The following is a 14,559-nucleotide window of genomic DNA, read 5'->3' on the forward strand; positions in this document are numbered from 1 at the left end:
GGGCGCACAAACCGCCGCATCATGCCTGAAGCCCCCTCGCGCCACGTCTTCGTCTACGGCACCCTGCGCCGCGGCGGCCGCAACGACATCAACCGGCTCGCGCCGCCGCCGGAGTACGTGGGCATGGGGGAGGTGCAGGGCGTCCTGTACCACTTCGACTGGTATCCCGGCCTCACGCTGGGCGGCGAGCGCGCCGTCACGGTGGTCGGGGAGGTCTACCGCATCACGCCGCCGCTGGAGGCGCTGCTCGATGCCATCGAGCAGATCGTGCCGGGCGAGGACAGCGAGTACCTGAAGCGCGAGGTGCAGGTGGCCGTGGAGGGCCGGCCCGTGCCCTGCCTCGTCTACGAGATCAACCCGGCGCGCGTGCGCGGCCGCGAACCGATCGCGCACGGCGACTGGATCCTCTTTCACACCACGTGAAATGCGTTTCGCATCGCGGGAATCGGCGATGGTGCGGCGCCGCAAAATTTCTCAATACAAGAAAACGGATCCCGTATTGCGGAAAGAAGACGGCAAGTCGTTGATAAGATTGAAAAAAATAAATAGTCTTGTATAAGACACAAGAGCCCCACGCGGTCTTGTACAAGACTTAGAGTTTCACCCATGGCGTCGCGACCCTGGCGCCCCCGGTTCGACATCAACCATGGAGTGAACATGAGCAACTGGACCCACCTCACGCGGCAGCAGCAGATCGCCCAGCTCGAACGCGACTGGGCGGAGAACCCGCGCTGGCGCGGCATCAAGCGCGGCTACTCCGCCGCGGACGTCGTGCGCCTGCGCGGCTCGCTCGCGATCGAGCACACCCTGGCGCGCCGCGGCGCCGAGAAGCTGTGGAACCTGATCCACACCGAGCCCTTCGTCAACACGCTCGGCGCGCTCACCGGCAACCAGGCCATGCAGCAGGTGAAGGCCGGCCTGAAGGCCATCTACCTCTCCGGCTGGCAGGTCGCGGGCGACGCCAACAGCGGCGGCGAGATGTACCCGGACCAGTCGCTCTATGCCGTGGATTCGGTGCCCAAGGTGGTGAAGAAGATCAACAACACCTTCGCCCGTGCCGACCAGATCCAGTGGAGCGAGGGCCGGGAGGCGGGCGAGGAGGGCTGGATCGACTACTTCGCCCCGATCGTGGCCGACGCGGAAGCCGGCTTCGGCGGCGTGCTGAACGCCTTCGAGCTGATGAAGGCGATGATCGAGGCGGGCGCCGCGGGCGTGCACTTCGAGGACCAGCTCGCCTCGGTCAAGAAGTGCGGCCACATGGGCGGCAAGGTGCTGGTGCCCACGCGCGAGGCCGTCGCCAAGCTGGTCGCGGCGCGGCTGGCCGCCGACGTCATGGGCGTGCCCACCATCCTGCTCGCCCGCACCGACGCCGAGGCGGCCGACCTGGTCACCAGCGACGTGGACGCCAACGACCAGCCCTTCCTGACCGGCGAGCGCACGGTGGAGGGCTTCTACCGCACGAAGAAGGGCTTCGACCAGGCGGTGAGCCGCGGCCTGGCCTATGCCGAATACGCCGACCTGATCTGGTGCGAGACCGGCACGCCCGACCTCCAGTTCGCGCGCGACTTCGCCGACGCGATCCACGCGAAGTTCCCGGGCAAGCTGCTGGCCTACAACTGCTCGCCCTCGTTCAACTGGAAGAAGAACCTGGACGACGCGACCATCGCGCGCTTCCAGGACGAGCTGGGCGCCATGGGCTACAAGTTCCAGTTCATCACGCTGGCCGGCTTCCACAGCCTGAACTACTCGATGTTCGAGCTGGCCCACGGCTACGCGCGCCGCAACATGAGCGCCTTCGTGGAGCTGCAGCAGAAGGAGTTCGCCGCCGCCGACAAGGGCTTCACGGCCGTGAAGCACCAGCGCGAGGTCGGCACCGGCTACTTCGACGCGGTGACCACCACCATCGAGGCGAACGCCTCCACCGCCGCGCTGAAGGGATCGACCGAGGACGAGCAGTTCTTCGAGGAACAGCGCGTCGCGGCCTGAGCGTCACGGCCGCGTTGCGCGCCCGGTGCGGCTCGTCCGCGCCGGGCCTTTTTTTCGGCCGGCCGCGTTAGGATCGACGGCCCTGCCCGCCCCGCCGCATGCCCTCCGCGACCGATCCTCCCGCCGCGCCGCCCCCGACCCGCTCCCCCTGGCTGGCACCCCTGCTGGTGTTCGGCCTGGCCCTGCTGGTCACGGCCATGCTGCTCGTGTCGGTCACGCGCTCGGTGCAGGAGCGCGACCGCGCCGCATTCGAGGGCGAGGCCGCGCGCACCACGGACTCGGTGCGCGAGCGTGCCGACACGACCATCACGCTGCTGCGCGGCGTCGCGGGCCTCTTCGCCGGCAGCCAGGAGGTCACCCGCGACGAGTTCCACGCCTACATCGAGCAGCTGCGCCTGCGCGAGCGCTATCCGGGCATCCTGGGCATGGGCTACAGCGAGCGCATCGCGCCCGACAGCCTGGAGCGCACCGAAAGCGCGCTGCGGGCCCAGGGCCTGCCCGGCTTCCACGTCTGGCCGCCGAACCCGCGCGACGAGTACCACGCGATCGTGTACCTGGAGCCGCTGGACCAGCGCAACCAGGCGGCGATCGGCTACGACATGTTCACGGACCCGGTGCGGCGCGAGGCGATGGCCCGCGCGCGCGACAGCGGCGCGCCGGCCGCCTCGGGCAAGGTGATCCTGGTGCAGGAGATCGACGAGCGCAAGCAGGCCGGCTTCCTGATCTACCTGCCGGTCTACCGGGGATCCACCGTCCCGGCCACCGTGGAGGGCCGGCGCGAGGCGCTGCGCGGCTTCGTCTATGCGCCGCTGCGCGTGGGCGACCTGCTGGTGGGGGTGCGCGGCAGCGGCTTCCAGCAGGTGGACTACGCGCTGTACGACGGGGAGCGCGCGGAGCCGAGCGCGCTGCTGAGGTCCACGCGCGATGCGGCGGGGCCGGAGCCCGCCTTCCGGCTCGAACGCAAGCTGGAGGTCGGCGGCCGCACCTGGCTGCTGCAATTCAGCAGCCGCCCGGCCTTCGAGGCGCTGTCGCAGCGGCGCCTGCTGCCCTGGCTGGCCGTGATGTCGCTCGCGGCGAGCCTGCTGCTCGCCTGGATCACGCTGGTGCAGGCGCGCGCCCGGCGGGCCGCCGAGACCGCGGCGGCCGAGCGCCGGCGCAACGAGGAAGCGCTGCAGGTGAGCGAGGAACGCGCGCGGGAGCGCGCCGAGCGCCTGCAGCAGCTCTACGGCGAGTTGCGCGAGGGGGCCCGGCGCAAGGACGAATTCCTGGCGGTGCTGGCGCACGAACTGCGCAATCCGCTGGCGCCGCTGCGCAACTCGCTCGAAGTGCTGCGCCGCGTGCCGGACGGGGCGAAGGCCGAGCGAGCGCGCGAGGTCGCGCAGCGCCAGGTGAGCGTGATGGTGCGGCTGATCGACGACCTGCTGGACGTCTCGCGCATCTCGCGCGGCAAGATCGCGCTGCAGCGCCAGCCCACGCCGCTGGCCGAGGTGATCGCTGCGGCCGTGGAGACCAGCCGCCCGCTGATCGAGGCGCGCGGCCACCGCCTGAGCGTCCCCGAAGTCGATCCGGCGCTGGTGCTGGACATCGACCCGGCGCGGGTGGCGCAGGTCTTCACCAACCTCCTGAACAACGCGGCCAACTACACGCCGCCCGGCGGCGAGATCGCGATCCAGGTGCAGGCCGAGGCGCAGGAAGTGCGCGTCGCGATCCGCGACAACGGGATCGGCATCGCCCCCGAGAAGCTGCGCCAGGTCTTCGAGATGTTCGTGCAGGCCGAGCGCTCGCTCGCCGGCGGCGGGTTGGGGATCGGGCTGAGCCTGGCGGCGCGGCTGGCCGAGCTGCATGGCGGCCACATCGAGGCGCACAGCGACGGGCCGGGGCAGGGCGCTGAATTCGTGGTGGTGCTGCCACGCGGGCCGCAGCCGCCGGCGGCGGGCGAGGCCCCGCGGCCCGAGGGCGAGCACGCCGTGGCCGGAGCTCCGTGAGGGGTCGGGCCTGTTGGGTTGGCGGCCCATCCTCGCTACAGTGGGGCATCCCTATTCCAGGAGGCATGCATGGGCGCTTCGACCGAGGAGAGGACCGGGGTCTTCAACGTGCGCGACCTGAGCGGCGGCCGGCCCTGCCCCGATTGCGACGGCAGCGGGCAGCTGCGCATCGACAGCGAGAACATCAACGAGAAATTCGAGGTGGAAAAGCAGACCGTGATCACGGAATGCCCCCGCTGCGCCGGCGCAGGCGTGGTGCCGGCGGGTTAGAATCGCTGCGAAGAACCAACAAGGGCGAGAAAGGCATCATGGTTATGACACCGCGAACTACCCCGGAAGGATCCACGGCCCGCTAGCGGCCGGGTAGTCGCGCGCCACATTGCCTGGATTCGGACGAAGCGCGGCTGCCGCCGCGCTTTTTTCATTCCAGCCCGCATCACTGACCATGATCCACATCACGCTTCCCGACGGCTCGCGCCGCGAATTCCCCGGCCCGGTGACGGTGGCCGAGGTGGCCGCCAGCATCGGCCCCGGCCTGGCCAAGGCGGCCATCGCCGGCAAGGTCGACGGCAAGGTCGTCGACACGGCCTACCGCATCGAGCGCGACGCGCAGCTCGCCATCCTCACGCCCAAGGACCCGGAAGGCCTGGACGTGATCCGCCACTCCACGGCGCACCTGCTGGCCTACGCGGTCAAGGAGCTGTACCCGGACGCGCAGGTCACCATCGGCCCGGTGATCGAGAACGGCTTCTACTACGACTTCGCCTACAAGCGGCCCTTCACGCCCGAGGACCTGGCGGCGATCGAGAAGCGCATGTCCGAACTCGCGGCGAAGGACGAGCCGGTCACGCGCCGCGTCCTGCCGCGCGACGAGGCCGTGCAGCACTTCAAGCAGATGGGCGAGGCCTACAAGGCGGAGATCATCGGCAGCATCCCGGCCGGCGAGGACGTGTCGCTCTACGCCGAGGGCGGCTTCGAGGACCTCTGCCGCGGCCCGCACGTGCCCAGCACGGGCAAGCTGAAGCATTTCAAGCTGATGAAGGTGGCCGGCGCCTACTGGCGCGGCGACCACCGCAACGAGATGTTGCAGCGGATCTACGGCACGGCGTGGGCCAGCAAGGAGGAACTGCAGCAGTACCTGACCATGCTGGAGGAGGCCGAGAAGCGCGACCACCGGCGCCTCGGCCGCGAGCTGGACCTGTTCCACATCGACGACCACGCGCCGGGCTTCGTGTTCTGGCATCCCAAGGGCTGGGCCGTCTGGCAGGAAGTCGAGCAGTACATGCGCCGCGTGTACCGCGACAACGGCTACCAGGAGGTCAAGGGGCCGCAGCTCCTGGACAAGGGCCTGTGGGAGAAGACGGGCCACTGGGACAAGTACCGCGAGAACATGTTCACGACGGAGTCGGAGAAGCGCGAGTACGCGATCAAGCCGATGAACTGTCCCGGCCACATCCTGATCTTCAAGCAGGGCGTGAAGAGCTACCGCGACCTGCCGCTGCGCTACGGCGAGTTCGGCTCCTGCGTGCGCAACGAGCCCACGGGCGGCCTGCACGGCATCATGCGGGTGCGCGGGTTCACCCAGGACGACGGCCACATCTTCTGCACGGAAGACCACATCCTGCCGGAATGCACGGCCTACACGGCCCTGCTGCAGAAGGTCTACCGCGACTTCGGCTTCACGGACATCATCTACAAGGTGGCGACGCGGCCGGAGAAGCGCATCGGTTCCGATGAAATCTGGGACAAGGCCGAACAGGCCTTGATGGAGAGCCTGCGCGCCTCCAGCTGCGAGTTCGAGGTCGCCCCCGGCGACGGCGCCTTCTACGGACCCAAGATCGAGTACACGCTGAAGGACGCCATCGGCCGGCAGTGGCAGTGCGGCACGATGCAGGTGGATTTTTCCATGGCCGAGCGGCTGGACGCGGAGTACGTCGGCGAGGACGGCGCGCGCCACAGGCCGGTGATGCTGCACCGGGCCATCGTGGGCAGCATGGAGCGCTTCATCGGCATCCTGATCGAGCAGCACGCGGGCGCCCTGCCGGCGTGGCTCGCGCCGGTGCAGGCGGTGGTGCTGAACATCACGGACCAGCAGGCGGACTACGCCGAAGAGGTCGCCAAAAGGCTGAGGAATCAAGGGCTTAGGGTGGCGACCGACCTGCGCAACGAGAAGATCACGTATAAAATACGGGAGCATTCGCTGCAAAAGCCGCCTTACCTCCTCGTCGTCGGCGACAAGGAGAAGGCGGCTGGTGCCGTCGCCGTGCGCGCCCGGGGCAACAAGGACCTCGGCGTGATGCCCCTCCAGGCGTTGACCGAAAGGATCGCCGAGGACATCGCCAGCAAGCGCTGAATCCCGAGGGAGGAAGCTCGAGCCCGCGCCCATGGTGACGGTGTTGCTACAGTTTCTGTAGTTGTCATTGTTTGAAGGATCTGGACCATCGCTACTGATTTTCGTGACCGCCGCCAGCGCGAGGAACGCAAGCACCGCCTGAACCGGGAGATCATGGCCCCGGAAGTCCGCCTGAGCGGACCGAACAACGAGCCCCTGGGCATCGTGAGCCTGCAGGAAGCCCTGCGCATGGCGGGTGAGCTGGACGTGGACCTGGTCGAGATTGCCGCCACCGCCAACCCGCCGGTCTGCCGGCTCATGGACTACGGCAAGTTCAAGTACCAGGAGCAGAAGAAGGCAGCGGAAGCGAAGTCCAAGCAGAAGGTCATCGAGGTCAAGGAAATCAAGTTCCGGCCCGGCACCGACGACGGCGACTACAACATCAAGCTGCGCAACATCCGCCGCTTCCTGGAAGAGGGCGACAAGTGCAAGATCACGCTGCGCTTCCGGGGCCGCGAGATCACGCACCAGGAAATCGGGATGGCGCTGCTGCAGCGCATCCGGGACGACCTCGGCGACCTGATCGTCGTCGAGCAGTTCCCGAAGCTGGAAGGCCGGCAGATGATCATGATGATCGCGCCGGGCAAGAAGAAGGCGGCGGCCCCCAAGGCCGCGGCCGAGGCGCCGGCGACGACGGCGTAGACGGAATTCGAAGCCACGACGGTTGGTCCCGCCGTGGCGGCGGAGAAGGCGGGCCTTGCCCGCCACAAGTGGCTCGGGGCCATCAAGGCGCGGGAGTTTTCCCGCGACGCCTCACGAGCACGAACGAAGAAGGAGCATGTACATGCCCAAGATGAAGACCAAGAGCGGAGCCAAGAAGCGCTTCCGCGTGCGTCCCGGCGGGACGGTCAAGCGCGGACAGGCGTTCAAGCGCCACATCCTGACGAAGAAGTCCACCAAGAACAAGCGGCACCTGCGCGGCGCCGTGGCGGTGCACGAGACCAACATGGGCCACATGGCCCAGATGCTCCCGTTCGCGGGCATCTGACGAACGACGAAGAAGGAGAACACACATGCCTCGCGTCAAACGTGGTGTAACGGCCCGCGCCCGCCACAAGAAGGTCCTCGCCCTCGCCAAGGGCTTCCGCGGCCGCCGCGGCAACGTCTTCCGCATCGCCAAGGAGGCGGTGATGAAGGCGGGGCAGTACGCCTACCGCGACCGCCGTGCCAAGAAGCGCGTCTTCCGCCAGCTGTGGATCGCACGTATCAACGCCGCGGCCCGCGCCAACGGCCTGACCTACAGCCAGTTCGCCAACGGGATCCGCAAGGCCGGCATCGACATCGACCGCAAGGTCCTCGCCGATATCGCCTATCACGACCCCGAGGCGTTCACCGGCATCGTGAACCAGGTGAAGGCCAAGCTGGCTGCCTGAGTTTCGCGGTGGGCGCCGCGGTGACGCGGCGTCCGGTGCAAACCAAATGGACAGGGCCAGGGCCGCAAGGACCTGGCCCTGTTTTTTTCGCATGACACAAGAATTCGATTCGATCGTCGCTTCGGCGCGGGACGCCTTCGCCGGCGCCCGCACGCCCGCCGAGCTGGAAAACGCCAAGGCGCAGTACGTCGGCAAGTCCGGCCGCATCACCGAGCTGATGAAGGGCCTGGCGGCGCTCTCCGTGGAGGAGAAGAAGGCTTGCGGCGCGGCGATCAACCAGGCCAAGCAGGCGATCGAGGCTGCGCTGTCGGAGCGCCGCCAGGCGCTGGCCGACGCCGAACTGCAGGCGCAGCTGAAGGCCGAGGCGCTGGACGTCTCGCTGCCCGGACGCATCCGCGAGCCCGGCGGCCTGCACCCGGTCAGCCTGACCCTGGAGCGCATCGAGCGGATCTTCGCCAGCATGGGCTTCGACGTCGCCGACGGCCCGGAGATCGAGAGCGACTGGCACAGCTTCACCTCGCTGAACAACCCGCCGAACCACCCGGCGCGCTCGATGCAGGACACGTTCTACGTGGACATCGACGGCGACGACGGCATCCCCTACAACCTGCGGCCGCACACCAGCCCGATGCAGGTGCGCTACGCCCACCAGCACATCAAGCGCTACAAGGATGCGGTGGCGCGCGGCGAGCCGCTGCCGGAGATCCGCGTGATCGCCCCCGGCCGCACCTACCGCGTGGACAGCGACGCCACCCACTCGCCGATGTTCCACCAGTGCGAAGGCCTGTGGCTGGGCGAGAACGTGAGCTTCAAGGACCTGAAGGTCGTCTTCACCGACTTCTGCCGCACCTTCTTCGAGAGCGAGGACCTCGCGCTGCGCTTCCGCCCGAGCTTCTTCCCCTTCACGGAGCCCAGCGCCGAGATCGACATCCAGTTCCAGAGCGGGCCGCTCGCCGGCCGCTGGCTGGAGGTCGCCGGCTCCGGCCAGGTGCACCCGACCGTGGTGCGCAACATGGGGCTGGACCCCGAGCGGCACATCGGCTTCGCCTTCGGCATGGGCCCGGACCGGCTGACCATGCTGCGCTACGGCGTGAACGACCTGCGCCTGTTCTTCGACGGCGACATCCGCTTCCTGAAGCAATTCCGATAACGACATGCAATTCCCCGAGTCCTGGCTGCGCGCGTTCTGCAACCCGCCGCTGTCCACCCAGCAGATCGCCGACGTGCTCACGATGGGTGGGCTGGAGGTGGAAGACCTGCGCCCGATCGCTCCGCCGTTCAACAAGGTGGTGGTCGGCGAGATCAAGGAAGCCGTGCAGCACCCCAACGCCGACCGCCTGCGCGTGTGCCAGGTCGACGTGGGGCAGGGCGCGCTGCTGAACATCGTCTGCGGCGCGCCGAACGCGCGCCCTGGCATCCGCGTGCCGACCGCCCTGGTCGGTGCCCAGCTGCCGCCCGGCGACGACGGCAAGCCCTTCGCGATCAGGCTGGGCAAGCTGCGCGGCGTGGAGAGCCAGGGCATGCTGTGCTCGGCGCGCGAGCTGCAGCTGAGCGACGACCACGGCGGCCTGCTGGAGCTCGACGCGGCCGCGCCCGTCGGCAAGGACGTGCGCGAGGTGCTGAACCTCGACGACCACGTCTTCACGCTCAAGCTCACGCCCAACCTGGCGCACGCGCTGTCGGTCTACGGCGTCGCCCGCGAGCTGTCGGCGCTGACCGGCGCGCCGCTGGTGCAGCCGAAGTTCGCGCCGGTGGCCCCGGTGAACGAAGCGAAGCTGAAGGTGAAGGTCAGCGCGCCCGACCTGTGCGGCCGCTTCTCCGGCCGCGTGATCCGCAACGTGGATACCAAGGCGAAGACGCCGCAGTGGATGGTCGAGCGCCTGGCCGGCTGCGGCCAGCGCAGCGTGACGGCGCTGGTGGACATCTCCAACTACGTGATGTTCGAGTTCGGCCGTCCCTCGCACATCTTCGATTTCGACAAGATCCACGGCGGGCTGGACGTCCGCTGGGGCCGCCCGGGCGAGCAGCTGAAGCTCCTGAACGGCAACACGATCACGGTGGACGAGAAGGTGGGCGTGATCGCCGACGACCGCGAGGTCGAATCGCTGGCCGGCATCATGGGCGGCGACGCCACGGCCGTCTCCGACGACACGAAGAACGTGTACGTGGAAGCCGCCTTCTGGTGGCCCGAAGCGGTGCAGGGGCGCTCGCGCCGCTACAACTTCTCCACCGACGCCGGCCACCGCTTCGAGCGCGGCGTGGACCCGGCCCACACGGTGGACCACATCGAGCACATCACCCGGCTGATCCTGGAGATCTGCGGCGGCGAGCCCGGCCCGATGGACGACCAGCAGGTGAAGCTGCCCGAGCGCAAGCCCGTGCAGCTGCGCGTGGCGCGCGCTTCCAAGGTGATCGGCATGCCCGTCACCGAGGCGCAGTGCCTGGACGCCTTCGCCCGCCTGGGCCTGCCGGCGAAGGCCGACGGCGGGGTGATCACCGTGACGCCGCCGCCCTACCGCTTCGACCTCGCGATCGAGGAAGACCTGATCGAGGAAGTCGTGCGCGTGATCGGCTACCAGCAGCTGCCCACGACGCCGCCGCTCGCGCCCATCACGGCCAAGCTGCCGCCGGAGAACCGCCGCAGCCGCTTCGCCGTGCGCCGCCTGCTCGCCTCGCTGGGCTACCAGGAGACGATCAACTTCAGCTTCGTCGAGGCGCACTGGGAGCAGGAGCTCGCCGGCAACGCCGACCCGATCAAGCTGCTGAACCCCATCGCCAGCCAGATGGGCGTGATGCGCTCCTCGCTGCTCGGCTCGCTGCTGCAGGTGCTCAAGTTCAACCTGGACCGCAAGGCCGAACGCGTGCGCGTGTTCGAGCTGGGCCGCGTGTTCCTGCGCGACCCGGCGGTGCAGACCACCGACACCACCGTGCGCGGCGTGCGGCAGCCCATGAAGGTGGCCGGCCTGGCCTACGGCGCGCCCGACGGCCTGCAATGGGGCCGCAAGCCCGCCCACGGCGATTTCTACGACATGAAGGGCGACGTGCAGGCGCTGCTGTCGCCGTTCCAGGCGCAGTACGCGCCCGGCGAGCACCCGGCCATGCACCCGGGCCGCTGCGCGGTGGTGCGCGTGGACGGCCGCGACGTCGGCTTCGTCGGAGAGCTGCACCCGCGCTGGCGCCAGAATTGGGACCTGCCCCACACGCCCCTCCTGTTCGAGCTGGACCTCGACGCCGTGACGGCCCGCAAGGTGCCGGCCTTCGAGCCGGTGCCGCGCTTCCAGCCGGCCGAGCGCGACATCGCCGTGATCGTGGACGAGAAGGTCACCCACGACCAGCTGCTGGCCGCGATCCGCTCGGCCGACACGGGCGGGCTGCTGCGCGACGCCCTGCTGTTCGACGTCTACAAGGCGCAGCAGGCGACGGCCGGCCTGGCGCTGGGCGAGAAGAGCCTGGCCGTGCGCTTGACGCTCGCGCGCAGCGACGCCACACTGACCGACGAGCAGATCGAGGCGGCCGTGCGCGCGGTGGTGGAGCGGATCTCCGCGCAGCTGGGTGGCCGCCTGAGGGGATGACGATGGCCGACCTCGCGACAACTACAGCACTCAGGACAGAGGACATCATGGAGTTTGCCGTCGAGAGCCTGGAAACCCCGGCGCTCACCAAGGCGCAGCTGGCGGAGCTGCTGTTCGAGCAGATCGGGCTGAACAAGCGCGAGTCCAAGGACATGATCGATGCCTTCTTCGACCTGGTCTCGGCCAGCCTCGTGGAAGGCAAGGACGTCAAGATCTCCGGCTTCGGCAACTTCCAGATCCGCACCAAGGCCCCCCGGCCCGGCCGCAACCCGCGCACCGGCGAAGCCATCCCCATCGAAGCCCGCCGCGTCGTCACCTTCCACGCCAGCCACAAGCTCAAGGAACAGATCCAGGGCAGCGGCTCCGGCGAATCCGCCTGAAAAGCGGGGGCAAGGACGCAAAAGTCGCAAAGGTTGCGCAGAGGTCGCAAAAGAACCTCAGCTGAATTTTTTTGCGTCTTTTGCGCAACCTTTGCGACCTTTGCGTCCGGCTGTCCGCATTCGGCGGCGCCCGTTCCGGCACATGGGCTTTGCAGGGGCGACCTCTTAGAGTAACCTCGAAGCTTTCTCTCCTAGTAGATTGATTTCAATGGAGAAAGGCCTCCCGGCAATCCCTGCCAAGCGCTACTTCACCATCGGTGAGGTCAGCGAGCTGTGTGGCGTCAAGCCCCACGTGCTACGGTATTGGGAGCAGGAGTTCACCCAGCTGCGGCCGATGAAGCGGCGCGGCAACCGGCGCTACTACCAGCACCACGAGGTGCTGATGATCCGGCGCATCCGCGACCTCCTGTACGACCAGGGCTTCACGATCAGCGGCGCGCGCAACAAGCTGCAGGAAATCGTGCAGGGCGAGCGCGACCGCCGCCGCGCCGGCGAGGTGATGCTCGAGGGCGTCGAGGTCATCGAGGTGGAGGAATCCTCCTTCGGCGAAAGCCAGTTCGAGGACGCCCCGCCCGAGGACCGCGACCTCATCTCGCACAAGCTGCAGCTGCTCAGGCGCGAGCTCTTCGAGATCCGCGACCTGCTGTTGCATTGAGGCCCCTCCGCGGCAGGCTATAATCGCGGGCTTCGGCGTGTAGCGCAGCCTGGTAGCGCACTTGCATGGGGTGCAAGGGGTCGCGAGTTCGAATCCCGCCACGCCGACCACACACAGGACAGCCGGTTGGTCCCTTCGGGCCAACCGGCTGCGTCGTTTCCGCAAGGGCGCGGGCATAATGGCCGGGCACATGGCCTCCGTCGTATTCGCTGACCTCGTGGGAAGCACAGGCATCTTCGAGCGGCTCGGGGACGAGACCGCCGGGCGCTTCCTCACGCAGCTGACGACCGCGCTCGCCAAGATCTTCGAACAGCACAACGGCCGGGTGGTGAAGCTGCTCGGCGACGGCCTGTTCGTCGTCTTCCCCGAGGAAACCCAGGCGCTCACCGCCTGCATCGCGATCCAGGAGCGCCTGCAGCAGAAGCCCGTGCGCCCCGGCGGCATGGGCCGCCCGGTGCAGATGCAGATGGGCATCGAGTCGGGCGAGGTCGTCGAGATCCAGGGCGACTGCTACGGCGACGCCGTCAACAGCGCCGCCCGCCTGGCCGACCTGGCCGGCGCCGACCAGATCCTCACCAGCCAGCGCGTGCGCGACGCGCTGCCGCGCGAGCAGCAGGAGAAGCTGCGCAGCCTGGGCCCCATGTACCTGCGCGGCAAGGCCGAAGTGACCGAGGTGTTCCGCGTCCACTGGAAGGAGGAGCGCGACGCCGAGGCGACGGTCATGGGCGTGTCGATGTTCGGCCAGCCGCCTTCGGAGGCCAGCCTGGAGATCGGCATCGCCGGCGAAGTGCGCCGGCTGCAGCCGCGCGGCGAGCCGATCACGCTGGGCCGCTCGGCCACCGCGGACCTGCCGGTGAACGACTCGCGCGTCTCGCGCCTGCACGCCACCATCGAATGGCGCGGCGGCCACTTCGTGCTGGGCGACGCCTCCAGCTTCGGCACCTGGGTCTACTTCGGCAACCAGCGCGAACCGGTGGTGCTGCGCCGCACCGAGTGCTACCTCGTGGGGCAGGGACAGATCGCCCTGGGCTGCGACCGCAACGCGGAGGCGGCGCCGCTCGCCACCTTCGCGGTGGTCGTCTAGGCTGGATGGACGTCGCCCTGCAGATCTCCGGCCCCGGGCTGGACGTGCACCGCAGGATCGCCCCCGGCGAGCCGGCCCTGATCCTGGGGCGCGACACCGACTGCGCCGTCTGCCTGCCCGATCCCGAACGCAAGGTCTCGCGCCGCCACCTGAGCCTGTGGAACGAGGGCGGGCAGCTGCACTTCCACGTGCTGTCGGTGGTCAACGGCGTGGAGAGCCCCGCCGGCGAACTGCCGCCCGGCGCCCGCGGCGTGCTCCAGCCGGGCGAGGCGCTGGGGCTCGCCGCCTATCGCATCCTCGCGGCCGCCGCGGAAACCGTACCCGCGCCGGCGCCGGCGGCCGAAGCCGACCCGTGGGACGAATTCGAGCGCCAGGCGGCGCAGCTGATGCCCGGGAGCGCCTCCCCGACGGTGCCCGGCATCCCCGAGGACGATCCCTTCGGCGACTGGGGCTTCCACAGCACCTTCGGCCCGGGTGCGCCGGGGGGCGGCCTGCGCGCCGACGCCCTGCAGCCGGCCGGCGACCTGCAGCCCTTCTTCCGCGGCCTGGGACTGGAAGGGCAGGGCGCCTTCACGCAGGGCGAGCTGGAGACGATGGGGCGGCTCACGCGCATCGCCCTCCAGGGCCTGCTGCAGGCCGCGCAGGCGGCCGGCGAGGCGCGCCAGGAACTGCACTCGGAGGAGCGCACCTTCGCCGAGGGGCGGGAGCTCAATCCGCTGCGGCTGGACGGCCCGGTGGAGCGCAAGCTGCACTACCTGTTCGGCGGCCTGGCCGCGAGCGAGGGCCTGATGCCGCCCGACCGCGCCGTGGCGCAGCTGGTCACGCAACTCACGGGGCACGAGCAGGCGATGGGCGAGGCCGTGCGCGAGCTCGCCCGCCGCATCGTGGAGGAGTTCGAGCCCGAGGCCCTGAAGCAGCGGCTGCTGGGAAGCGGCGCCCGGATCTTCGAGTCGGCCCGGGCCTGGGAGGCCTTCAGCCGTGACTATGCGGCCCGCATGGCGGCGGACCCGGCGTGGCTGCAGGACCTCCTGGACCGGCACTTTGCCCGCGCCTACGCCCGTGCACTGGTGCGTGCGAAACGCAACACAACCGGACGCCCCGGCACCTGAGGAACTCGGCCTTGCCAGGGGGG

The 14,559-nt window shown here is 69.1% G+C and carries 14 protein-coding genes and 1 tRNA gene; all 15 read left to right on the forward strand.

Features of this window, described 5'->3' with window-relative positions:
• The first annotated feature begins 21 nt into the window (after window positions 1-21).
• The 15 genes from ACY0MJ_RS14930 to ACY0MJ_RS15000 all read left to right on the forward strand — a co-directional run bounded on the left by ACY0MJ_RS14930 (window position 22) and on the right by ACY0MJ_RS15000 (window position 14,536).
• Window positions 22-423 (forward strand): gamma-glutamylcyclotransferase family protein, encoded by a 402-nt coding sequence (locus ACY0MJ_RS14930; protein ID WP_462639269.1) that lies wholly within the window; start codon window positions 22-24, stop codon window positions 421-423.
• 234 nt (window positions 424-657) lie between these two features.
• Entirely contained in the window at window positions 658-1,986 is a 1,329-nt protein-coding gene (gene aceA, locus ACY0MJ_RS14935) for an isocitrate lyase (RefSeq protein ID WP_462639270.1), read from the forward strand.
• A 98-nt stretch (window positions 1,987-2,084) separates the two neighbouring features.
• On the forward strand, window positions 2,085-3,971 hold the full coding sequence (locus ACY0MJ_RS14940; RefSeq protein ID WP_462639271.1) for a CHASE domain-containing protein: 1,887 nt from the start codon (window positions 2,085-2,087) through the stop codon (window positions 3,969-3,971).
• A 69-nt stretch (window positions 3,972-4,040) separates the two neighbouring features.
• A complete protein-coding gene (locus ACY0MJ_RS14945; protein WP_462639272.1) occupies window positions 4,041-4,241 on the forward strand; it encodes a hypothetical protein in 201 nt (66 codons plus the stop codon).
• Window positions 4,242-4,416: 175 nt separating this feature from the next.
• Complete coding sequence (thrS, locus tag ACY0MJ_RS14950) at window positions 4,417-6,324, forward strand: threonine--tRNA ligase (RefSeq protein WP_462639273.1); 1,908 nt, start codon at window positions 4,417-4,419, stop codon at window positions 6,322-6,324.
• 78 nt (window positions 6,325-6,402) lie between these two features.
• Window positions 6,403-7,005 (forward strand): translation initiation factor IF-3, encoded by a 603-nt coding sequence (infC, locus tag ACY0MJ_RS14955; RefSeq protein WP_462639322.1) that lies wholly within the window; start codon window positions 6,403-6,405, stop codon window positions 7,003-7,005.
• Between the two features lie 142 nt (window positions 7,006-7,147).
• A complete protein-coding gene (rpmI, locus tag ACY0MJ_RS14960; RefSeq protein ID WP_157396404.1) occupies window positions 7,148-7,351 on the forward strand; it encodes a 50S ribosomal protein L35 in 204 nt (67 codons plus the stop codon).
• A gap of 25 nt (window positions 7,352-7,376) precedes the next feature.
• Window positions 7,377-7,736: a 50S ribosomal protein L20 gene (rplT, locus tag ACY0MJ_RS14965; RefSeq protein ID WP_201672506.1), complete on the forward strand. Its 360-nt coding sequence runs from the start codon at window positions 7,377-7,379 to the stop codon at window positions 7,734-7,736.
• A 91-nt stretch (window positions 7,737-7,827) separates the two neighbouring features.
• Window positions 7,828-8,886: a phenylalanine--tRNA ligase subunit alpha gene (gene pheS, locus ACY0MJ_RS14970; protein WP_462639274.1), complete on the forward strand. Its 1,059-nt coding sequence runs from the start codon at window positions 7,828-7,830 to the stop codon at window positions 8,884-8,886.
• Between the two features lie 4 nt (window positions 8,887-8,890).
• Window positions 8,891-11,308 carry a phenylalanine--tRNA ligase subunit beta gene (pheT, locus tag ACY0MJ_RS14975; protein WP_462639276.1) on the forward strand — a complete coding sequence of 806 codons (2,418 nt, stop codon included), beginning with the start codon at window positions 8,891-8,893 and terminating at the stop codon, window positions 11,306-11,308.
• 47 nt (window positions 11,309-11,355) lie between these two features.
• Window positions 11,356-11,688, forward strand: a complete 333-nt coding sequence (locus tag ACY0MJ_RS14980) for an integration host factor subunit alpha (protein ID WP_462639277.1) — start codon at window positions 11,356-11,358, stop codon at window positions 11,686-11,688.
• A gap of 208 nt (window positions 11,689-11,896) precedes the next feature.
• On the forward strand, window positions 11,897-12,343 hold the full coding sequence (locus tag ACY0MJ_RS14985) for a MerR family transcriptional regulator (RefSeq protein ID WP_462639278.1): 447 nt from the start codon (window positions 11,897-11,899) through the stop codon (window positions 12,341-12,343).
• A gap of 33 nt (window positions 12,344-12,376) precedes the next feature.
• Window positions 12,377-12,453: transfer RNA gene (locus tag ACY0MJ_RS14990), tRNA-Pro, on the forward strand.
• Between the two features lie 80 nt (window positions 12,454-12,533).
• Complete coding sequence (locus ACY0MJ_RS14995; protein ID WP_462639279.1) at window positions 12,534-13,427, forward strand: adenylate/guanylate cyclase domain-containing protein; 894 nt, start codon at window positions 12,534-12,536, stop codon at window positions 13,425-13,427.
• Window positions 13,428-13,432: 5 nt separating this feature from the next.
• Window positions 13,433-14,536: a type VI secretion system-associated FHA domain protein gene (locus ACY0MJ_RS15000; protein WP_462639280.1), complete on the forward strand. Its 1,104-nt coding sequence runs from the start codon at window positions 13,433-13,435 to the stop codon at window positions 14,534-14,536.
• The last annotated feature ends 23 nt before the right edge of the window (window positions 14,537-14,559 follow it).

Source organism: Ramlibacter sp. bp-362, from assembly GCF_054956735.1.